The organism is Rhizobium sp. BG4 (genome assembly GCF_016864575.1).
GTDB lineage: Bacteria > Pseudomonadota > Alphaproteobacteria > Rhizobiales > Rhizobiaceae > Rhizobium.
In genome coordinates this window covers 864430-884558 of sequence record NZ_CP044126.1, presented here as the reverse complement: position 1 = coordinate 884558, position 20129 = coordinate 864430, and the positions used below count along the sequence as shown (strand labels likewise).

Genomic DNA, 20129 nt, shown 5'->3' with positions numbered 1-20129 from the left:
TTTTATCAACGTGCAATTCCGCAATTCATTTCGAGGACGGTTCAATGCAAGCGACGGACGCCAAGCGCTGGGATTTCTGGATCGATCGCGGCGGTACTTTTACCGACATCGTCGCCCGTGACCCGGAGGGCGAATTGCATGCGCGCAAGGTTCTCTCGGAAAATCCGGCCGCCTATCGCGACGCCGCGGTCCACGGCATTCGGCTGCATCTGGGGTTGACGGTAGGCGAGGCAATCCCGGCCGGGCTGATCGGGGAGGTGCGGATGGGTACAACGGTCGCGACCAATGCGCTGCTGGAGCGCAAGGGCGAGCGGCTGGCTCTGGTCACCACCAAGGGCTTTCGCGATGCGCTGCGCATTGGCTATCAGGAGCGCAAGAAGATCTTCGCGACCGAGATCATCAAGCCCGATGCGCTCTACGATACCGTCACCGAGATCGGCGAGCGCGTGCTGGCCGACGGCACGGTCGAGCTGCCGCTTGATGAAGACGAGGCCCGCCGCGCGCTCGAATCGCTGCGCGCCGAAGGCTATCGCTCGGTCGCCATCGTCTTCATGCACGCCTATAAGTTCCCGGCCCACGAGGCAGCCGTTGCGCGTATTGCCCGCGAGCTCGGCTTCGAGCAGGTCTCCGTCAGCCACGAAGTCTCGCCGCTGATCAAGCTCGTCGGCCGCGGTGACACCACCGTCGTCGATGCCTATCTCTCGCCGGTGCTTGGCCGCTATGTGGCGCAGGTGTCCGGTGAGCTCGACGTTGGGCGCACCGGCGCCCGCGTCATGTTCATGATGTCATCGGGCGGGCTGACGGCGGCCGATATGTTTCAGGGCAAGGACGCGATCCTCTCAGGACCGGCGGGCGGCGTCGTCGGTCTCGCCAAGACCGGAGAGCAGGCAGGTTTCTCCCGCGTCATCGGCTTCGACATGGGCGGCACGTCTACAGACGTTGCGCATTTCGACGGCGAATACGAGCGCGCCTTCGAGACGGAGGTGGCCGGCGTGCGCGTCCGTGCACCGATGATGCTGATCCATACGGTCGCTGCCGGCGGCGGCTCGATCCTGCATTTCGAGGACAACCGTTTCCGCGTCGGCCCGGATTCCGCCGGTGCCCATCCCGGTCCCGCCTGCTATCGCAATGGCGGGCCGCTGGCGGTGACCGACGCCAATGTCATGACCGGCAAACTGCTGCCCGAATTCTTCCCCGCCATTTTCGGCCCGAACCAGGACCAGCCGCTCGACGTCGAGACCGTCAGGGCGAAATTCGCCGAACTTGCGGCGCGGATAGGTGATAACAGAAGCCCGGAAGAAGTGGCCGACGGTTTCATCCGCATTGCCGTCGCCAACATGGTCGAGGCGATCAAGAAGATTTCCGTGCAGCGCGGCTATGATGTGACGCGCTATGCGCTGAACTGCTTCGGCGGCGCCGGTGGCCAGCATGCCTGCCTGGTTGCCGATGCGCTGGGGATGAAGAGCATTCTGCTGCATCCGATGTCCGGCTTGCTGTCTGCCTATGGCATGGGGCTCGCCGATATCCGTGCGACCCGGCAGAAGGCGCTCGGCGTGCCGCTGGATGCGTCCGCACCCGCCGCAATCGCAGCTCTTGCCACCGAGCTTCAGGGCGAATGCACGCCTGAGCTGGAGGCGCAGGGCGTTGCATCAGCAGAAATCCAGACCGTTGCCCGCGCTCACATCCGCTACGCCGGGACCGATACTCTTCTTGCCGTCGAAACCCGGTTCCCGGCCGAGGACAGTGCGGACCGTCTGCGCGCCGAGTTCGAGATCCTCCACAAGCGCCGCTTCGGCTTCATCGCCGAAGGCAAGCCGCTGGTGGTCGAGGCGATCGAGGTGGAGACGATCGGCGGCGCTGCCGCTCAGGTCGACGTCACAAGCGAAGAAGGTGCCGGTGGCGAGGCGAAAGCTACGCGCCGCACGCGCTTCCATTCGCAGGGTGACGTGCATGACGCAGCCGTGGTGCTGCGCGCCTCTCTTCAGGCGGGCCAGACCGTCACCGGCCCGGCCATCGTCATCGAGCCGAACCAGACCATCGTCATCGAGGATGGCTGGCAGGCGAAACTGACGACCCATGACCATATCGTGCTGACCCGCATCAAGGCGCTGCCGGAACGAACCGCGATCGGCACCAAAGCCGATCCCGTCATGCTGGAGATCTTCAACAATCTCTTCATGTCGATTGCCGAGCAGATGGGTGTGACGCTGCAGAACACCGCCTATTCGGTCAATATCAAGGAACGCTTGGATTTCTCCTGCGCGGTCTTCGATGCCGAGGGCAATCTCGTCGCCAATGCGCCGCATATGCCCGTGCATCTTGGCTCCATGGATGCGTCCGTCGCGACCGCCATCCGCGAGAACCCGGTCATCCATCCGGGCGACGTGTTCCTGATCAACGCGCCCTATAATGGCGGCACGCATCTGCCCGACCTGACGGTCTGCACGCCTGTCTTCGATGGCGAGGGAACGCGCATCCGCTTCTGGGTGGCAAGCCGGGGCCACCATGCCGATATCGGCGGCATCGCGCCCGGCTCGATGTCGCCGCTCGCAACCCATATCGAGGAAGAGGGCGTCTATATCGACAACTTCAAGCTCCTCGATCGCGGCCGCTTCCGCGAGGAAGAGCTCGCATCCCTTTTGACCGGCGCCCGCTATCCGGTCCGCCAGCTGGCACAGAATGTCAATGACCTGAAGGCGCAGGTGGCGGCCAATGAAAAGGGCGTCGCTGAGCTTGCCAAGATGATCGCGCTCTTCGGCGAAGACGTCGTCGATGCCTATATGGGCCACGTCCAGGACAATGCCGCCGAAAGCGTGCGCCGCGTTCTCGACCGTCTCAAGGACGGCGAGTTCAGCTACGAGATGGACCAGAGCTGCAGGATCGTCGTCAAGGTGACGGTCGACAAGGACAAGCGCGAGGCAACGGTCGATTTCACCGGCACGTCAGCGCAACGCGCCGATAATTTCAACGCGCCGCAGCCGGTCACCCGTGCCGCCGTTCTCTATGTCTTCCGCGTTCTCGTCGAGGCCGACATCCCGATGAATGCCGGCTGCCTGCGGCCGATCCGGATCATCATCCCGAAGGGCACGATGCTGACGCCGGAATATCCGGCGGCCGTCGTCGCCGGCAATGTCGAGGTCAGCCAGGCGGTCACCAACTGCCTGTTCGGCGCCGTCGGCGCCATGGCGGCGGCGCAGGGCACGATGAACAACCTGACCTTCGGCAACGATGCCTATCAGTATTACGAGACAATCTGCTCTGGCGCGCCGGCCGGTCCCGGCTTCAACGGCGCCGATGCCGTCCATACCCACATGACCAATTCGCGGCTCACCGATCCCGAAATTCTCGAAACCCGCTTCCCCGTAGTGCTGGAGGATTTCCATATCCGCAAGGGCTCGGGCGGCCGCGGCAAGTGGTCGGCGGGCGACGGTACCGAGCGGACGATCCGCGCGCGGGAAAAGCTGGAATTCGCGATCCTCTCCGGCCATCGCCGCGTCGCGCCGTTCGGGCTGGAAGGCGGGGAACCCGGCGAACTCGGCCGCAACGCCGTGCGCCGCAATTCCGGCGCGCTCGATGTGCTGATCGGAAGCGCCCACACGCAGCTCGAAGCCGGCGAAGCCTTCATCGTCACCACGCCGACGGGCGGTGGCTACGGGAAGGCCTGAGCTTTGGTTGACTCTAGATCAGGTCCGGGCGCGCTTCAGCGGAACGGCTGACGGAACGGCTTGATCGAGCTTGTTATAGGCCGCCTGGATGATGTCGAGATCCGAGGCATGGCCGACGCCTGCCAGATTGTACATCAGATCGCCGACTGCAGCGTCGATGCGCGGTGCGCGGACGGCATAGACCTTTTCGACGACGCCCTGAACGGATTCCGGGTCGCCACCCAGGGCCTGATAGAGCCCGATGGCCCGGAAGATGAAGGCATTGCGGCGGTCGTTGATATCTGCCGTCGATTGGTTGCCGATCAGCGTCTGCATGAGTTCGACGGCTCGGTTCTGATATTCGCTCATCGGGCGCTCAATTTGTCGTTCGTTTTGTCGTTCATCAGGAAAGCGAAAGTTTTTTAATGATGTCTAAATAATGGGTTACGGATATTTGTAGCCGCAATCATAGGGCGTCTAAATTAATAGAATATATAGCCGCCGGAAAATATCGCTTGGCCGGCTGCCCTGCATGCCGCGCCTGTCAAGGCCAGCAATCGCAAACTTCGGCATTGCATTTTTCTGTTCTGTTTTTTATCGATAATATGACAATGCGAATTGAAGGGCGGCGAAGACCGCCTTCGCTCCGTTCCATGCGCGACATCAAGGGAGGCCCTAGCATGACCATCTCACTTTCCGGCAAGACCGTTCTGATTACCGCTGCAGGGCAGGGGATCGGCCGGGCCTCGGCGATCGCCTTCCATCAGGCCGGCGCCAAGGTGCACGCGACCGATATCAATACCGAGACGCTGGCGCAGTTAGCTGCCGAAACCGGAATTGCGACCCACAAGCTCAACGTTCTCGACGAGGGAGCGGTGAATGCCTTGGTCTCCGAGATCGGCCGGGTCGACGTGCTCTTCAATTGCGCCGGCTTCGTCCATGCCGGATCGATTCTCGAAATGAAGGACAGCGATCTGGAATTCGCCCTCGACCTCAACGTCAAGGCGATGATCCGCACCATCCGTGCGGTGCTGCCCGGCATGCTGGAGCGCAAGGACGGCTCGATCATCAACATGGCTTCGGTCGCCTCCAGCATCAAGGGCGTGCCGAACCGCTTCGCCTACGGCGTCACCAAGGCTGCCGTCATCGGCCTCACCAAGTCGGTTGCGGCCGACTATGTCGCGCAGGGCATCCGCTGCAACGCCATTTGCCCCGGCACGGTCGAGAGCCCGTCGCTGCAGGATCGCATGAAGGCGCAGGGCGACTACGAGACGGCGCGCGCCGCCTTCATCTCCCGCCAGCCGATGGGCCGCCTGGGGTCGCCGGAAGAGATCGCCGAGCTCGCCGTCTATCTCGCCGGAGCCACCTACACGTCCGGCCAGGCCTACGCCATCGATGGCGGCTGGACGATCTGAGGCGCGGGAGGAAAGACAATGACCCGCATTACCGGCCTTCGCGTTTTCGATCTCCGCTTCCCGACTTCGCAGAGCCTCGACGGCTCGGATGCGATGAACCCGGACCCGGATTATTCCGCCGCCTATGTGATCCTCGACACCGATGAGGCCGGGCTCGAAGGCCACGGCCTGACCTTCACGATCGGCCGCGGCAACGACATCTGCTGCATGGCGATCAAGGCGATGGATCATCTGGTCGTCGGCCAGGATCTGGAGAGCTTTCGCAAGGCGCCGGGCAAGTTCTGGCGGCATCTGACCGGCGACAGCCAGCTGCGCTGGATCGGCCCCGACAAGGGCGCGATGCATCTCGCGACCGGTGCCGTCGTCAATGCTTTCTGGGATCTGCTGGCCAAGAAGGAAGGCAAGTCGGTCTGGCAGCTGGTCTCGGAACTGTCGGCAGAGGAAATCGCCGATATCGTCGATTACCGCTATCTGACCGACGTGCTGACGCGCGACGAGGCGGTGGCGATCCTGAAGAAGGCGGAAACCGGCAAGGCGGACCGGATCGCGACGCTCAAGGCCGAAGGCTACGCCTGCTATACGACCTCTGCCGGCTGGCTCGGCTACGACGACGAGAAGCTGCGCCGCCTTTGCCAGGAAGCGATCGATGCCGGTTTCAACCATGTGAAGATGAAGGTCGGCCGCGATCTCGAAGACGATATCCGCCGCCTGCGGATCGCCCGCGAGGTCATGGGTCCCGATCGCTACCTGATGATCGACGCCAATCAGGTCTGGGAAGTGCCGCAGGCGATCGACTGGGTGAAGCAGCTCGCCTTCGCCAAGCCGTTCTTCATCGAGGAGCCGACGAGCCCAGATGACGTGGCCGGCCATCGCAAGATCCGCCAGGCGATCGCGCCGGTGAAGGTCGCGACCGGGGAGATGTGCCAGAACCGCATCATGTTCAAGCAGTTCATCGCCGAGGGCGCGATCGATATCGTCCAGATCGATTCCTGCCGCATGGGCGGGCTGAACGAGGTGCTGTCGGTGCTGCTGATCGCTGCCAAATACGGCTTGCCGGTCTGGCCGCATGCCGGCGGCGTCGGGCTCTGCGAATATGTCCAGCACCTGTCGATGATCGACTACATCGCCGTGTCAGGCACGAAGGACGGACGGGTAATCGAGTATGTCGACCACCTGCACGAACACTTCCTCGATCCCTGCGATATCCGCAACGCCGCCTATATGCCGCCGTCGAAGCCGGGCTTCTCGATCGAGATGAAGGCGCAGTCGATCGCCGACTACACCTTCAAGCGCTAGAGATTTAGGCGGCCCACTGGCCGGTGCCCTGGATGGCGGCAAGCTTCCAGTCGGCACCGTGCTTGCGCACGAAGGTCCAGACTTCGGTGCTTTCGCTCGGGCGGCGGTCGTCGCCCGAGACGACTTTGCCGCTGTCACGCTCGACCATCGCGTCGATTGACGAATAGCGCATCGCGAGCGTTGCATATTCCATGCCGTCTTCGCGCCAGGCTTCGGCGATATCGCCCTGCAACAGCTTGACGTCGGAGACGCGGTTGCGCACGCCGTTGGTGGCGTTTTCACCGAGCTCTTCGGCAAGATAGGACATGGCCTCCGGCGTCGTCAGCGTGCGCAGCGTGCCGTAATCCTCCGCGCCATAGGCGGTCTGCACCTTGGTCAGCAGTTCCTCGAACTGGTCGAGATCCGCTTGGGCGAGGCCGATTTCATCGCTCGGGCGCTGGCCGCGCGGCTGCTGTTGCTGGTAGCCGGCAGCGCCCGAACCGATCTTCGGGATGCTGAAGGACGAATTGTTGTTCGACGACATGTTGCTGTAGGACGGCCCGCCCGCCGAACCGTAGGACGGCTGGCGGCGATTGGCGAAGAAGCGCAGGGCGAGCGTGATCGCGCCGAAGATCAGGGCGATCTGCAGCAACATGCCGAGGAAGCCGAAGCCGCCACCGAAACCATGGCCGAGCAGCATGCCGAGCAGGCCACCGGCAATCAGGCCGCCGACCATCGAGCGGCCGAAGCCGCCGAACAGGCCGCCGGGGCGCTGGGTGTTGAAGGGCTGCTGAGCGGTCGACGGCGCCGTTGTCTGCGGACGCGGGGCCATCGTGCGGTCGATCGGAGAGACGGTCTGCGGCGCGGTATTGGTCACCGGCGGCGCCTGGAAGGTGCGCGTTCCGCGGCTGCCGAAACCGCCACTGGCCCGGCGGGCTTCGGCGTCTCCATAGGCAGCAAAAACGGTGGCGCTTGTCAGGACGGCAATCGCCGCAATCTTGGCAAAACGCGAAACGGCACGTGGCATCTCTTCTCCTATCGGGGTCATTGTCGATGTCGGGACCTAATATAGGGATCGCCGCGGCGATTTGAAGCCAGCCGAAAGTCTATTGGCAGACATCGACCCATTTGGCACCGGTGATCTCCGCGAGACGACCGGTCGAGATGCGCACCGCCGAGTTGGGCGAACCGGCCGCCGGGAGCACCTCGTCGAAGCGTTTCAGCGAGGCGTCGCAATAGATCGGCAGCGCCGCCGGCAGGCCGAAGGGGCAGACGCCGCCAACCGGATGGCTGGTCACTTCCAGAACTTCCTCAGCCCCTAGCATGCGGCCTTTGCCGCCGAACGTATCCTTGAATTTCCGGTTATCCAGCCGCGCCGTGCCGCTCGCGACCACCAACATGGTCTCGTCGCCGACGCGCAGGCAGATCGTCTTGGCGATCTGCGCGGGCTCGACGCCATGGGCTTCGGCAGCCAGCGTCACGGTCGAAGAGCTGGCTTCGGTTTCGATGATTTCGATATCGGGTGCATGGGCGCTGAAGAAGGCGCGGACGGATTCGAGGCTCATGGCGGCGATGCTAGAACAGGCGTCCCAAGAAATGAAGAGGCCTTCGACGCGGACCTTTTTGCGCTGCAGCGAATGCCGGTTGCCAATTCTTCCCATATTCGCTAGAGAAAACTTGATTATAAAAAGAAGGTTTAATTCAGCGCCCCATGACCTTTCAGCCGCGCATGCAGAACAGGATCGAAGGCTTTTCCGTCGTCGGTGGCATGAACCGCCGCAACTGGAATGGCATCGTCGCCGATGTCTGGGATGTCGAATGCGCGCCCTATGCCGGCGGTTATTACGTGGCGAACGATCCGCGCCTCTTCATCCTGCTCGATATGCGCGGCCCCGGCGACAGCCGCGTCAAGCTGACGCCGAAAAGCGCCGGTGCCGTCCAGGACACTGTGCGCCGGCCGATCTCCTACGTGCCTGCCGGCATGGAGCTCTGGGCCGATCTCGTCGATGTCCAGTTCGTGCGCCATCTCGACATTCACTTCGATGCCGAGATCGTCGGGCGACGGCTGATGGAGGATATCGATCCCTCGCGGCTTGCCGATGCTCGCCTGCTGTTTCACGACGAGCGGGTGATGGCGCTTGCCAATCTGATCGCTGCCGAATGCGTCAACCCGCAGCCGCTGCACGATCTCTATGGCGACGGCCTGGCGCTGGCGCTGATCATCGATGTGCTGAAACTCTCTAGGGCACCGGTGCGCAAGCGCAGCAAGCTGGCGAGCTGGCAACTGCGCCGCGCCCAGGACTTCATTGAACAGAATTGCCTTCGCAATATCCGCCTGGAAGAGCTCGCGTCGCTCACCGGCCTGTCGCAATCGCATTTCAGTCATGCCTTCAAGGCCTCGACCGGGATTGCCCCGCACCAGTGGCAGACGAACGCCCGCGTCGATCGCGCCAAGCATCTGCTTCTGCAGGGCGAATTCACGCTGCCCGTCATCGCCGCCGAGACCGGCTTTTCCGACCAGGCGCATTTCACCCGCGTCTTCCGCAAAGTGACTGGCGCGACGCCGGCATTTTGGAAGAAGGCTAACGTTGCCTGAAAACCACGCTTCACGAGCATTTGTTTAGAATGCGGAAATTTGCCCAAGAACGTTCAAATTCCCCGGATTGCGACAATCCCCACTCTTAAATTTGAGTTAAACGCTCAGCTTATCGACAAGCTGTTAGCCGGGCATCGTTCAAGCCGGCGCGAGTGGGGTAAGACAATGCGTGAGCGGACCAAGGCTCTCATCTTCAAGGCCAATCTCCTGACCGGCGCCGCCGCCATCGGCATCGCGGCCGCCATGCCTGTTCTGGCGCAGGAGGCAACCGAGCTGAAACCGATCACGGTGCAGGGTGATGGCGGGCAGCAACAGGACCCGACCGCGCCGGTAAAGGGCTATGTGGCAAAGACCAGCGCCACGGCCACGAAGACGGGCACGCCGCTCGTTGAGACGCAGCAGTCGATTTCGGTCGTGACATCCGATGAGATCAGGGCCCAGGGCGCCGATACGCTGGGCGAGGCGATTGGTTACACGCCTGGCGTTGTAGGCGAGCCCTATGGTTCGGACGCACGTTTCGACTCGCCGAATATTCGCGGTTTCGATGGTCGCCAAAGCCAGTATCTGAACGGCCTGAAGATGATGCGTACCGCAGGTGCTCCGGCGGTCGAAATATACGGCCTTGAGCGGCTCGAAGTCCTTCGTGGCCCGGCTTCCGTTTTGTACGGTCAGGGCAATCCCGGTGGTCTGATCAACATGGTTAGCAAGCGCCCGCAGTTCGAGCCCATCCGCGAGATCGGCCTCCAGATCGGCACCTACGATTACTACGGAGCGTTTTTTGATGTGGGCGGTCCGGTTTCGGACGGTTCGGACTTCGCCTATCGCTTGACGGGTCTGGTCAAGACCGCGGGCGAGCAGACGGACGATCTCAACAACGATCGCTACTTCATTGCACCGGCCTTTACCTGGCAGCCGGATGAGGACACGAAGATCACGCTGCTGACCAGTGTTCAGCATGACAATCCCGATGCGCCCTCAGGGTTGCCCGCTGCCTTGACGCTTTATGGTGGTGACAACAAGCTGTCCCGTAGCTTCTCCGTTGGCGACGACAGCTTCGACAAGTCGAATCGGACGCTCACGAATATCGGCTATGAAATCGAACACCGCCTCAACGATGTTTGGACCTTCCGTCAGAACATGCGGTATTCGAACTTCGATTGGAAATACCAGTCGCTGTATTTCTCCAGCCTTGATGCCGATGGACATACCCTGAACCGCGGGGCGATCTATCAGGACGAAAATCTCAACACCTACAATCTTGATAACCAGCTTCAAGCCGAGTTTTCGACAGGCGAAGTCGATCACAAGGCGGTTATGGGCGTCGATCTCAGGTATTTCAACAACAGCGCGTTGACCGAGTTCGGCCTCGCTCCTTCGCTCGATAGCGCCAACCCGCAACACGGCGTCTCGGTACCCAAGAGCGTCTGGTACAGTCAGGACGTCAACTCCGAGCTGTGGCAGGCTGGCGTCTATCTGCAAGACGAGATCAAGTACGAAAACTGGCGCGCAACATTGGGATTGCGTCAGGATTGGGCTGGTACCAACGGCGAGCAGGAGACTGTTTTCGGCGGCACCACGACCTCCTCGCTTGATCAAACCGATCACAAGCTGACTTGGCGCGCCGGCCTCAGCTATCTCTTTGACAATGGCATTGCGCCCTATGCGAGCTACGCGACGTCATTTGACCCGGTATCTGGCTCCGATGCTGCTGGCAATCCGCTCGTGCCCACGACCGGCGAGCAGTACGAAATCGGCGTCAAATATCAGCCGACAGACTTCGATGGTTTCTTCAGTGTTGCAGCCTTCGATCTGCGGCAGAAAAATGTCCTCACGACCACCACCGTGACGCCTCTGCCCCCGGCCGTTCCATACACCGTGAGTGCGCAGATCGGTGAAGTTCACGTCCAAGGCGTTGAACTCGAAGGTGTTGCGAGTATCGCGGATGGCTTGGATCTGCGTGCGGCATACACCTACATGAATGCCGAGGTCGTCGGTGGCGACAACGATGGCAACCGCCCAGACAATGTTCCGAATCACACCGCGAGCCTGTGGCTGGACTACACCTTCAAAGAAGATACGGCTCTGCAGGGCTTCGGTGTTGGCGGTGGCGTTCGTTACATCGGCCAGCGATACGGAGATCTGGCGAATACCTACGACCTTTCCGGCGTAACCCTCTTCGACGCCTCCATCCACTACCAGAAAGACAACCTGAAGGCGTCGCTGAACTTCCAGAACCTTGCCGACAAGGAATATGTCTCCAACTGCGGCAGCTTCGGTTGCTACTACGGTGACGGCCGGACAGTGATGGGCCGCGTCAGCGTCTCCTGGTAAGTTGACAATTGTAGTTTAGTTTTGCAAAGCGAGGGCGGGAAATTTTTCCCGCTCTTGCAATTTGAGCTTCCGGAGTTCGCTGATGCCCACCCCCTTCCTGACGATGTCGGATGTCCGCTTTGCGGCGGGCGAGCGCACCATTCTTTCCGGCATTGATCTGTCGCTTGAGAGCGGGCGGATCTATGGGCTGGTGGGGCCGAACGGGTCGGGCAAGTCGACGCTGATGAAGATCATGGCGCGCCAGCATGCGGCGACGAGTGGGAAGCTGGCGCTCGAAGGCAAGGATGCGGCGGCCTGGGGCGGGCGGGAGTTTGCCCGCAAGATCGCCTATATGCCGCAATTCACGCCCGCGACCGACGGCATGACTGTGCGCGAGCTGGTGGCGCTCGGGCGTTTTCCCTGGCATGGCACGCTCGGCCGTTTCGGCAAGGCAGACCATGCACTCGTGGACGATGCCATTGCCCGCACCGACCTTGAGGATTTCGCCGACAGGCCGGTCGCCAACATGTCGGGCGGTGAGCGTCAGCGCGCCTGGATCGCCATGATGCTGGCGCAGAATGCCAGCTGCCTGCTGCTCGACGAGCCGACCTCGGCGCTCGATCTCGCCCATCAGGCGTCGATGCTGTCGCTGGTGGAGTCGCTCAGCCACGAGCGCGGACTGACTGTCGTCATCGTTCTCCACGACATCAATCTCGCTGCCCGCCATTGCGACGAGATCATTGCGCTCAATCGCGGCCGGATCAGCGCCAAGGGCACGCCTGAGGAGATCATGCAGGCCGAGCGGCTGCAGTCGATCTTCGGCGTCGGCATGGGCGTCTTCACGCATCCGGCGCGCGGCGAGCCTGTGAGCTACTTGCTGTGACGCCCGTGACTGCATTCACGCGCCGCGGCCTCCTCGCCATGGCTGCGGCTCTCGCGGCGCCCAGCGTATTGCGGGCTGCCGCTTCACCGCGTGTTGCGACGCTGGATTGGGCGCTGCTCGAAACGTTGCTGGTGCTCGGCGCCGATGTGGTGGCGGGCACCGAACTGGTCGGCTTCCGCAAGATCGCCGTCGAGCCCGTGGTTCCCGAAGATGTCGCCGATCTCGGCCTGCGCGGCACGCCGAATTTCGAGGTGCTGCGCTTCGCCAGACCTGATCTGATCTTCAACTCGAATTTTTACGGCTGGGCCGACGGCCCGATGAGCCGCATCGCGCCGGTCAAGAGCCAGTCGATCTACCGCATGGGCGACAGCCCCTTCCAGCGCGCCCAGGACGTGACGCTCGCGATGGCGGACGAGCTCGGGCTCGCGAGCGGCAAGCGCTATGCGGACGATCTCTCGGCACGGCTTGATCGCTACCGGACCGTTCTTTCGGCGGGTGACGGCCGCACGATTCTGCCGATCAATCTCGGCGATGCCCGTCACTACCGCGTCTTCGGCAGCGACAGCATGTTTGGCGAGGTTCTGGCGCGCACCGGTTTGAAAAATGCCTGGGAAGGCAAGACCAGCTACACGGCCATGGCGCCGATCGGCATCGAAACGCTGGCTTCGATGCCGGATGCATGGATCGTTTTCATTCCGCCGCATCCACCGGATGCGCTCGTCGCGCTGCAGAACGGCGCGTTCTGGCAGGCGCTGCCGGCCGTCAGGGAAAAGCGCGTGCTAACCATCGGCTCCATCAATCCCTATGGCGCCTTGCCTGCCGCATCGCGCTTTGCCGATCTGCTTGCGAAAGGGCTGACCGATGCATGGAATGGTTAGCCGCAAACCGTCAAGCCGCTGGGGCAAGCCGCAGCTGAGCATTGCCGTCGCGGCCTGGGCCTGCGCGCTGATCTTTGCACTGCTCCTGGCATTCCGGCCGCGGCTGCCGGCAAGCGAAGCGGTGCTCGACGCGGCTCTCCTCTGGCAGAGCATGATGCCGCGCGCCGCGCTTTCGCTGATCGCCGGTGCCGCGCTCGGCCTATCCGGTTTCCTTCTGCAGCGCGTGCTGCGCAATCCCATCGCCGATGCTTCGACGCTCGGCATTGCCTCGGGCGCGCAGCTTGCCATGAGCATCGGGCTCAGCTTCTCGCCGTTGCTGCTCGGGCTTTCGCGTGAACTCATCGCCTTCGCCGGCGGACTGGTTGCAGTGGCGATCGTGTTGGGATTGAGCTGGCGGCGCAGCCTCGATCCGGTGACGGTCGCGCTGTCGGGCATGATCGTGACATTGATTGCCTCGGCGCTCAGCGTCACGATCATCCTTGCCCGCGGCGAATATGCGATGTCGATCTATATCTGGGGCGCGGGTTCGCTCAGCCAGCAGGATTGGAGCGGCGTTCTCTCGCTTGCACCGCGACTGCTGGCGGGCTTTGCCGCCGCTGCGCTGTTGATGCGTCCGCTGCAGGTCCTGTCTCTCGACGATGCCGGCGCCAGGAGCCTCGGCGTGGCGCTGCACACCACCCGGCTTGCCGTGCTGCTGCTTGCCGTCTGGCTGTCGGCGTCGGTAACATCGGAGGTCGGCATCATCGGCTTCCTCGGCCTTGCGGCACCGGCGATCGCCCGCTTTGCCGGTGCGCGCACCACCCGGCAGCTGATCATCGCCGCGCCGCTGACCGGTGCGGCACTGCTGTTCTTCACCGATTGCCTGACGCAGCTGCTCGGCCCGGGTTTACCGACCTTGCGCCGGCGGGCGCCGCAACCGCGCTGCTCGGCGGCCCCCTCCTGCTCTACCTTTTGCCGCGGGTGCATTCCTTCGCAGCCGTGACGGCGCAATCGGCAGCGGCGGTCAGCCGCCTCCAGCGCCCCAGCCTTGCCTTCGGCCTGCTTGCCGCCGCGCTCGTCGCCATCGTCGCGGTCGTGCTGACCGCGGCGCCGGCCGATGACGGCTGGCACATTGCGACCGGCGCGCTGTTCAGCGATCTCCTGCCGCTGCGCCTGCCGCGCACCGTCGTGGCCGCGGGCGCGGGCGCAATGCTGGCGGCGGCCGGCTTCATCATGCAGCGGGTGACCGGCAATCCGATTGCCAGCCCGGAAGTGCTGGGCGTCAGCACCGGCGGCGGCGCGGGGCTGACGGTGGCGCTCTTCATCTTCGGCTATCCGCCGCCCTTCGTCATGCTGGCCTCGATGGCGATCGGCGCGCTTGTCGCCTTCCTGATCATGATCGCCATCGCCGCCCGTGCCCAGTTTGCGCCGGAGCGGCTGCTGCTTGCCGGGATCGCCATCGGCGCCTTCTCGATGGCGATCGTCAGCATGGTGCTGGCGCAGGGCGATATGCGCGGCTACGTGCTGCTCACCTGGCTCTCCGGCTCCACCAACCGGGCGGGCAGTTTCGAGGCCTGGACGGCGGTGATCTCGCTTGCCGTTCTTGCCGCGCCGCTGCCGTTCCTCAGCCGCTGGCTCACCATCCTGCCGCTTGGCGGCCCCTCGGCGCGCGGCCTCGGCCTGCCGGTCGGCGCCAGCCGTCTGGCGCTGGCGACCATCGCAGCGCTGATGACGGCGGTCGCCTCGTTTCTGGTCGGGCCGCTCAGCCTCACGGGGTTGATCGCCCCGCATCTCGCAAGGCTCACCGGTTTTCACCGGCCGGGCCAGCAGCTGGCCGCCAGCATCCTGATCGGCGCCGGCGTGCTTGTCACGGCTGACTGGCTGTCGCGCGTGGTGATCTATCCTTACCAGGTGCCGGTCGGTCTCTTCGCGGCGCTGATCGGCGGTCCCTACCTCATCTGGCTCCTGACGCGGAAGGAAGCGGCATGACGGCGCAGTTCAGGCTTTCGGGCACGGCCATTCCGGCGGATGCGAGGCATATGCTGGAAGAGATTGCCGAACATTTCGCCGAGCACGCATCGGTGACCCGCGTTGGCGAAACCGTGCATCTTGAGCATGAGATCGGCGCCGCCGATATCAGCATCGCAGACGGGACGCTCGCCATCGAACTCGCCTCGAACAGCGAGGACGAGCTGACGATGATCCGCACGGTGCTTGCCGAACATCTCTTCCATTTCGCTGGTGAGGAGAAGTTCGAGCTCACCTGGTCGGAAAAGCCGAAGCCGGCGCTGCCCGGCAATATGCGCCTGGCGACCGTCACCGGCGCTCGAAACATCACCCCGCATATGCGTCGCGTCACATTCACCTGCCCCGATGTGCAGGACTTCGAGAAGGGCGGCCTGCATGTCCGCTTGCTGCTACCGCAGAATGGCGGGGCACCGGTCTGGCCGACTGTCGGCGGCGATGGCCGCGTCCAGTGGCCGGACGAGAAGATCACCGCCGTGCGCATCTATACGATCCGCCGGGTCGATGCAGCGCGCGGCGAGGTCGATATCGATTTCGTGCTGCATGAGGGCGAGACCATGCCGGGTGCCATCTTCGGCGCAACGGCCGTAGCGGGCGATCTGATCGGCATCATGGGACCGGGCGGCGGCTGGATGCCGGAGGCTGCCGATCTCATCCTGGCCGGAGACGAGACGGCCCTGCCGGCCATGCTGCGGATCATCGAGGCGGCACCTGCCGGAGCCAGGATCCGTTTCTTCGGCGAGGTGGATAGCGCTGCCGAAGAGCAGGCGGTTTCGTCCGCCGCCGAGGTCGAGACTGTCTGGCTGCATCGCAACGGTGCGGCCGCCGGCTCGACGGGTGGGCTGGTGCGGCTGATCCGCGAACTGGCGCCGCAATGCGCTGCGCCTGTATTCATCTGGGTCGGCTGCGAAAAGGCGGAAGCCGTGGCGATCCGCGAATATCTGAAGGACGAGCTGCAATATGACCGGCAGTGCATGCGGGTCGGAAGCTACTGGGAAAAGTAAAGGGCGGCCCAGCCTTCGCCGGTCCGCCCTGATTTATGCCTGATAAGCCTATCAGCCAGCCAGATACGGCCAGACTTCGAGCGTGCCGCGATACATCATGTCGAGCGCGACGTAGAGAATGATCGCCAGACCGACATAGGCGATCCAGCGGTGCTTGTTCAGCAGGCGCGCGATGAAGTTTGCGGCGATACCCATCATGGCGATCGACAAGGCCAGACCGGCAACCAGCACGGTCGGGTGTTCGCGGGCCGCCCCGGCAACCGCCAGAACGTTGTCGAGCGACATCGACACGTCGGCGATGACGATCTGGCTGGCGGCCTGCCAGAAGGTCTTCCTCGGCTTGCCCTCGGCGCCGTCGAGCGCTTCCTCGCCTTCCGCACCATGCTGGGCGCGCAGCTCGCGCCACATCTTCCAGCAGACCCAGAGAAGCAGCAGGCCACCGGCGAGCAGCAGGCCGACGATGGCGAGCAGCTGGACGGTGATCGACGCGAAGATGATGCGCAGAACAGTGGCGGCCAGAATACCGACCAGAATGGCCTTCTTGCGCTGATCGGCCGGAAGGCCGGCCGCGGCAAGGCCGATGACGACGGCATTATCGCCGGCAAGAACAAGATCGATCGCGATGACCTGCAAAAGCGCAGTCAGCCCCGCGGCAGTAAAGATTTCCATGAAACGTCCCCCGATGTTCGGAAGCCGGACTAGAGCCCGGAAAACGTTACGTCAACCGGCAATCACCCCGGTCCACGCAAATGTCCCGGATGTGTGTCCTGGCAGTCCCACGCCGGAAACGCGCGGGGAGACCATCGCCTAATGTTTGAGCTTGATGATCAGCTCGCGATACTCATCGGCGATCGCGATGGCTGCCTTCGCAACAACAGGACTGATGGATTTATGGTCAATTGCGATGCGGCAGGTCTCGAAGACGCCACGCAGCTCATGCTCGATATCCGAGAGCTGCGGATATTTCTGCACGAGAAGATGCGGCAGCATGCGCGCCTTGTTCTTCATCGGATTGGAATTGTTGGAGAAAATCAGGTTTTCCGCGATCACTTCCCGGATCGCATCTTCAAGACGCCACGTTGCACCGATCATATCCGTGACTGACACCATGCTACCCCTCTTCTACCGGCGGGCATATTCCGCCTGAATATTATGAAGCAAGGCTTGTGCCAGATTGGCGAAGCTGCCGGACAGGGTACCGCCCGGCAGCTCATCATTCAGAAGCTCAGGATTTCTTCTTCTTGGCTTCGTCGTCCATCAGCTCGTACCACATGGCGTTGAGGACGGCGAAGGCGGCTGCGAGCGGCAGGCCGAGGATCCATGCGAAATACCACATCGTCTTGCTCCTTTAATAGGCGTGGCCGCTTTTGTCGGTGATGGCCTTCTCGTCCACCTTGCCCCAAAGAACCTTGTAGACCCAGGCGGTGTAGAGAAAGATCAGCGGCAGGAAGATCGCCGAGACGACGAGCATGATGAACAGCGTCATATGGCTCGACGAGGCATCCCAGACCGTGAGACTCGCCCGCGGATCGAGGGAGGACGGCAGGATGAACGGGAACATCGAGACGCCGACCGTCGAGATGATGCCGAAGATCGACAGCTTGCTGAACAGCAGTGTCGTCACCTCAAGCTTCGCCCGCATGCTGAGCAGCGCCAGCGCGGCACCGATGAAGCCGAGCGCGGGTGCGATCAGCAGCCACGGATAGGTGCCGTAATTGGCAAACCAGGTGCCGGCATGTTCCGCCGTCTTGAACAGCGGATTGGACGGACCGACCGTGTTGATCTCGCTGGTGATGCGGTATCCATCGACGCCGGCGGCGAGGAAGATGCCGCCGAGCGCAAAGAGCAGGATCGCCGCAAAGGCGGCAAGGCTGCCATAGTGCCGGGCGCGTTCGGCAACCGGGCCTTCGGTCTTCAGGATCAGCCAGGCCGCGCCATGCATGACCAGCATGGCGACGGACAGCAGTCCGCAGAGCAGGGCATAGGGGTTGAGAAGGCCGAAGAACGTGCCTTCGTAGAAGATCCGCATATCGTCGGCGAAGCGGAAGGGCACGCCCTGCAGAACGTTGCCGACGGCGACGCCGAAAATCAGCGAGGGAACGAAGCCGCCGACGAACAGTGCCCAGTCCCAGTTATTGCGCCAGCGCGGGCTCTCCCGCTTGGAGCGGTACTTGAAGCCGACGGGACGCAGGATGAGCGCGAACAGCGTCGCGAACATCGCCAGGTAGAAGCCCGAGAACGAGACCGCGTAGAGCGGCGGCCAGGCGGCGAAAATGGCGCCGCCGCCGAGGATCAACCAGACCTGGTTGCCTTCCCAGGTAGCGCCGACGCTGTTGATGGCGACGCGCCGCTCGGTATCGGTTTTCGCAACGAACGGCAGGAGAGTGCCGACGCCGAGATCGAAGCCGCCGGTGGTGGCGAAAGCGATCAGCAGGACGCCGAGCAGCACCCACCAGATGACGCGCAGCGTATCGTAGTCGAGAAGTTCGTGAAGGATCATGACAATCACTCCGCAGCAGGAACGAGGGTTTCGGAGATCAGCTCGGCTTCCGGCTCGTCATCGGGCTCGGGGCCTTTCTTGATCGCCTTGATCATCAGGCTCATCTCGATGATGATCAGCGTCGTGTAGAGCGCCGCAAAGCCGATGATCGTCAGCAGCACGGTGCTGGCGCCGAGGCTGGAGACGGCCGCTGCCGTCGGCAGCACGCCTTCGATCACCCAGGGCTGGCGGCCGAATTCGGCAACGATCCAGCCAACCTCGATCGCCACCCACGGCAGCGGGATCGCGAAGACGGCGACCCTGAGCAGCAGCGGATACTTGTCGAGATGGCGGCGCGCCGACAGCCAGAAGAAGGTTGCCGTCAGCACGATGAAGAACATGCCGAGGCCGACCATGATGCGGAACGACCAGAACAGCGTCGGCACATGCGGAATGGTGTCATGCGCCGCCTGGACGATCTGCGCGTCCGTCGCCTGGCGCGGATCGTCGACATAGCGCTTCAAGAGCAGCGCATAGCCGAGATCGTGGCCGAGGTCCTCGAACGTGGCCTGAACATCTGCGGGAACCTGATCCGGCGGGCGGACAGCCCGGATCTTGGTCAGCGCATCATAGGCCTTGATGCCGTCGCGGATGCGGACTTCGGCTTCTTTCTCCAGCTTGTCGATGCCGGGGATTTCGGTCGTCAGCGAGCGCGTGCCGATCAGGCCCATCGCCCAGGGGATATGGACGGCGAAATGCGTTTCGCGGGCTGCCTGATCCGGGAAGCCGAAAGCGGTGAACGGCGCGGGCGCCGGTTCCGTCTTCCACATTGCTTCGATCGCGGCGAGCTTCATCTTCTGGTTTTCAGTGGCGAGATAGCCGCTTTCGTCACCGAGGACGACGACCGAGAGCGACGAAGCCAGACCGAACGAAGCGGCGACCGTCATCGAGCGCTTGGCGATCTCGATATGGCGGCCCTTCAGCAGGTACCAGGCCGAGACGCCAAGCACGAAGATCGAGGCGCAGACATAGCCGGCCGAAACCGTGTGGACGAACTTGGCCTGGGCGACGGGATTGAAGACCACGTCGAAGAAGCTGGTGATCTCCATGCGCATCGTCTGCGGATTGAGCGCCGAGCCGACCGGATTCTGCATCCAGCCATTGGCGATCAGGATCCAGAGTGCCGAAAAATTCGAGCCTAGCGCCACCGCCCAGGTGGCGGCCAGGTGCCCGACCTTGGAGAGCTTGTCCCAGCCAAAGAAGAACAGGCCGACGAAGGTTGCCTCCAGGAAGAAGGCCATCAGGCCCTCGATGGCGAGCGGCGCACCGAAGATATCGCCGACATAATAGCTGTAGTAGCTCCAGTTCATGCCGAACTGGAATTCCATGACGATGCCGGTGGCGACGCCGAGCACGAAATTGATGCCGAACAGCGTGCCCCAGAATTTCGTCATCTGCCGCCAGATCTGGCGGCCGGTCATGACATAGGTCGTCTCCATGATGGCGAGCAGCACGGAAAGACCAAGCGTCAGCGGTACAAAAAGAAAGTGATAAAGCGCGGTCAGCGCAAATTGAAAGCGCGATAGCGCGACTATGTCGAGTTCCATTGTCTTTCTCCCACGGTCCCACGGGATATCAAGA

The 20129-nt window shown here is 62.9% G+C and carries 16 protein-coding genes and 1 pseudogene; 9 read left to right on the top strand and 8 right to left on the bottom strand.

The window, feature by feature from the left end; all coding sequences use genetic code 11:
• The first annotated feature begins 44 nt into the window (after nucleotides 1–44).
• Nucleotides 45–3665, top strand: coding sequence for a hydantoinase B/oxoprolinase family protein (locus F2982_RS24240; RefSeq protein ID WP_203430183.1), 3621 nt, complete (start codon nucleotides 45–47; stop codon nucleotides 3663–3665).
• 18 nt (nucleotides 3666–3683) lie between these two features.
• On the opposite strand, the gene F2982_RS24235 is transcribed toward F2982_RS24240, so the two are convergent.
• The gene (locus tag F2982_RS24235; protein ID WP_246777579.1) at nucleotides 3684–4013 is read right to left on the bottom strand and encodes a hypothetical protein; all 330 of its coding nucleotides are present in this window, start codon (nucleotides 4011–4013) and stop codon (nucleotides 3684–3686) included.
• A gap of 311 nt (nucleotides 4014–4324) precedes the next feature.
• Between F2982_RS24235 and F2982_RS24230 the strand changes: the two genes are divergently transcribed.
• Both F2982_RS24230 and F2982_RS24225 read left to right on the top strand, forming a co-directional pair.
• Nucleotides 4325–5059 carry an SDR family oxidoreductase gene (locus tag F2982_RS24230; RefSeq protein ID WP_203430182.1) on the top strand — a complete coding sequence of 245 codons (735 nt, stop codon included), beginning with the start codon at nucleotides 4325–4327 and terminating at the stop codon, nucleotides 5057–5059.
• Nucleotides 5060–5077: 18 nt separating this feature from the next.
• The gene (locus F2982_RS24225; protein ID WP_203430181.1) at nucleotides 5078–6355 is read left to right on the top strand and encodes an L-fuconate dehydratase; all 1278 of its coding nucleotides are present in this window, start codon (nucleotides 5078–5080) and stop codon (nucleotides 6353–6355) included.
• A gap of 4 nt (nucleotides 6356–6359) precedes the next feature.
• Here the strand turns inward: F2982_RS24225 and F2982_RS24220 are convergent, their stop codons facing one another.
• Both F2982_RS24220 and F2982_RS24215 read right to left on the bottom strand, forming a co-directional pair.
• Nucleotides 6360–7361, bottom strand: a complete 1002-nt coding sequence (locus F2982_RS24220) for a Tim44 domain-containing protein (RefSeq protein WP_203430180.1) — start codon at nucleotides 7359–7361, stop codon at nucleotides 6360–6362.
• A 79-nt stretch (nucleotides 7362–7440) separates the two neighbouring features.
• Entirely contained in the window at nucleotides 7441–7899 is a 459-nt protein-coding gene (locus F2982_RS24215; RefSeq protein ID WP_203430179.1) for a YbaK/EbsC family protein, read from the bottom strand.
• A 146-nt stretch (nucleotides 7900–8045) separates the two neighbouring features.
• Between F2982_RS24215 and F2982_RS24210 the strand changes: the two genes are divergently transcribed.
• From F2982_RS24210 to F2982_RS24185, 6 genes and pseudogenes are all read left to right on the top strand, one after another.
• Nucleotides 8046–8930, top strand: coding sequence for an AraC family transcriptional regulator (locus F2982_RS24210; RefSeq protein WP_203430178.1), 885 nt, complete (start codon nucleotides 8046–8048; stop codon nucleotides 8928–8930).
• Between the two features lie 243 nt (nucleotides 8931–9173).
• A complete protein-coding gene (locus F2982_RS24205; protein WP_246777655.1) occupies nucleotides 9174–11261 on the top strand; it encodes a TonB-dependent siderophore receptor in 2088 nt (695 codons plus the stop codon).
• Between the two features lie 82 nt (nucleotides 11262–11343).
• The gene (locus tag F2982_RS24200) at nucleotides 11344–12123 is read left to right on the top strand and encodes an ATP-binding cassette domain-containing protein (RefSeq protein ID WP_203430176.1); all 780 of its coding nucleotides are present in this window, start codon (nucleotides 11344–11346) and stop codon (nucleotides 12121–12123) included.
• A gap of 5 nt (nucleotides 12124–12128) precedes the next feature.
• Nucleotides 12129–13001, top strand: coding sequence for an ABC transporter substrate-binding protein (locus F2982_RS24195; RefSeq protein ID WP_246777578.1), 873 nt, complete (start codon nucleotides 12129–12131; stop codon nucleotides 12999–13001).
• Nucleotides 12994–14969, top strand: a pseudogene (fhuB, locus tag F2982_RS24190) (Fe(3+)-hydroxamate ABC transporter permease FhuB). The gene F2982_RS24195 and the pseudogene fhuB overlap by 8 nt, the downstream one beginning before the upstream one ends.
• Nucleotides 14966–16009: a siderophore-interacting protein gene (locus F2982_RS24185; RefSeq protein WP_203430175.1), complete on the top strand. Its 1044-nt coding sequence runs from the start codon at nucleotides 14966–14968 to the stop codon at nucleotides 16007–16009. Before fhuB ends, F2982_RS24185 begins: the two are co-directional and overlap by 4 nt.
• Nucleotides 16010–16060: 51 nt before the next feature.
• On the opposite strand, the gene F2982_RS24180 is transcribed toward F2982_RS24185, so the two are convergent.
• The 5 genes from F2982_RS24180 to F2982_RS24160 all read right to left on the bottom strand — a co-directional run bounded on the left by F2982_RS24180 (nucleotide 16061) and on the right by F2982_RS24160 (nucleotide 20095).
• Complete coding sequence (locus F2982_RS24180) at nucleotides 16061–16678, bottom strand: TerC family protein (protein ID WP_112712605.1); 618 nt, start codon at nucleotides 16676–16678, stop codon at nucleotides 16061–16063.
• 138 nt (nucleotides 16679–16816) lie between these two features.
• Nucleotides 16817–17119: a hypothetical protein gene (locus F2982_RS24175; RefSeq protein ID WP_130280201.1), complete on the bottom strand. Its 303-nt coding sequence runs from the start codon at nucleotides 17117–17119 to the stop codon at nucleotides 16817–16819.
• Between the two features lie 115 nt (nucleotides 17120–17234).
• Nucleotides 17235–17345, bottom strand: coding sequence for a cytochrome bd-I oxidase subunit CydX (cydX, locus tag F2982_RS24170; protein WP_112388881.1), 111 nt, complete (start codon nucleotides 17343–17345; stop codon nucleotides 17235–17237).
• 12 nt (nucleotides 17346–17357) lie between these two features.
• The gene (gene cydB, locus F2982_RS24165) at nucleotides 17358–18509 is read right to left on the bottom strand and encodes a cytochrome d ubiquinol oxidase subunit II (protein WP_203430174.1); all 1152 of its coding nucleotides are present in this window, start codon (nucleotides 18507–18509) and stop codon (nucleotides 17358–17360) included.
• Between the two features lie 5 nt (nucleotides 18510–18514).
• Nucleotides 18515–20095: a cytochrome ubiquinol oxidase subunit I gene (locus F2982_RS24160; RefSeq protein WP_203430173.1), complete on the bottom strand. Its 1581-nt coding sequence runs from the start codon at nucleotides 20093–20095 to the stop codon at nucleotides 18515–18517.
• Nucleotides 20096–20129 lie beyond the last annotated feature (34 nt).

Bases quoted from the DNA above. Each gene is read 5' to 3' on its own strand.
- F2982_RS24185 (WP_203430175.1), top strand. From the start codon at position 14,966: ATGACGGCGCAGTTCAGGCTTTCGGGCACGGCCATTCCGGCGGATGCG.
- F2982_RS24240 (WP_203430183.1), top strand. From the start codon at position 45: ATGCAAGCGACGGACGCCAAGCGCTGGGATTTCTGGATCGATCGCGGC.
- F2982_RS24235 (WP_246777579.1), bottom strand. From the start codon at position 4,013: ATGAGCGAATATCAGAACCGAGCCGTCGAACTCATGCAGACGCTGATC.
- F2982_RS24160 (WP_203430173.1), bottom strand. From the start codon at position 20,095: ATGGAACTCGACATAGTCGCGCTATCGCGCTTTCAATTTGCGCTGACC.
- F2982_RS24225 (WP_203430181.1), top strand. From the start codon at position 5,078: ATGACCCGCATTACCGGCCTTCGCGTTTTCGATCTCCGCTTCCCGACT.
- F2982_RS24200 (WP_203430176.1), top strand. From the start codon at position 11,344: ATGCCCACCCCCTTCCTGACGATGTCGGATGTCCGCTTTGCGGCGGGC.
- F2982_RS24205 (WP_246777655.1), top strand. From the start codon at position 9,174: ATGCCTGTTCTGGCGCAGGAGGCAACCGAGCTGAAACCGATCACGGTG.
- cydX (WP_112388881.1), bottom strand. From the start codon at position 17,345: ATGTGGTATTTCGCATGGATCCTCGGCCTGCCGCTCGCAGCCGCCTTC.
- F2982_RS24180 (WP_112712605.1), bottom strand. From the start codon at position 16,678: ATGGAAATCTTTACTGCCGCGGGGCTGACTGCGCTTTTGCAGGTCATC.
- F2982_RS24215 (WP_203430179.1), bottom strand. From the start codon at position 7,899: ATGAGCCTCGAATCCGTCCGCGCCTTCTTCAGCGCCCATGCACCCGAT.
- F2982_RS24220 (WP_203430180.1), bottom strand. From the start codon at position 7,361: ATGCCACGTGCCGTTTCGCGTTTTGCCAAGATTGCGGCGATTGCCGTC.
- cydB (WP_203430174.1), bottom strand. From the start codon at position 18,509: ATGATCCTTCACGAACTTCTCGACTACGATACGCTGCGCGTCATCTGG.
- F2982_RS24210 (WP_203430178.1), top strand. From the start codon at position 8,046: ATGACCTTTCAGCCGCGCATGCAGAACAGGATCGAAGGCTTTTCCGTC.
- F2982_RS24230 (WP_203430182.1), top strand. From the start codon at position 4,325: ATGACCATCTCACTTTCCGGCAAGACCGTTCTGATTACCGCTGCAGGG.
- F2982_RS24175 (WP_130280201.1), bottom strand. From the start codon at position 17,119: ATGGTGTCAGTCACGGATATGATCGGTGCAACGTGGCGTCTTGAAGAT.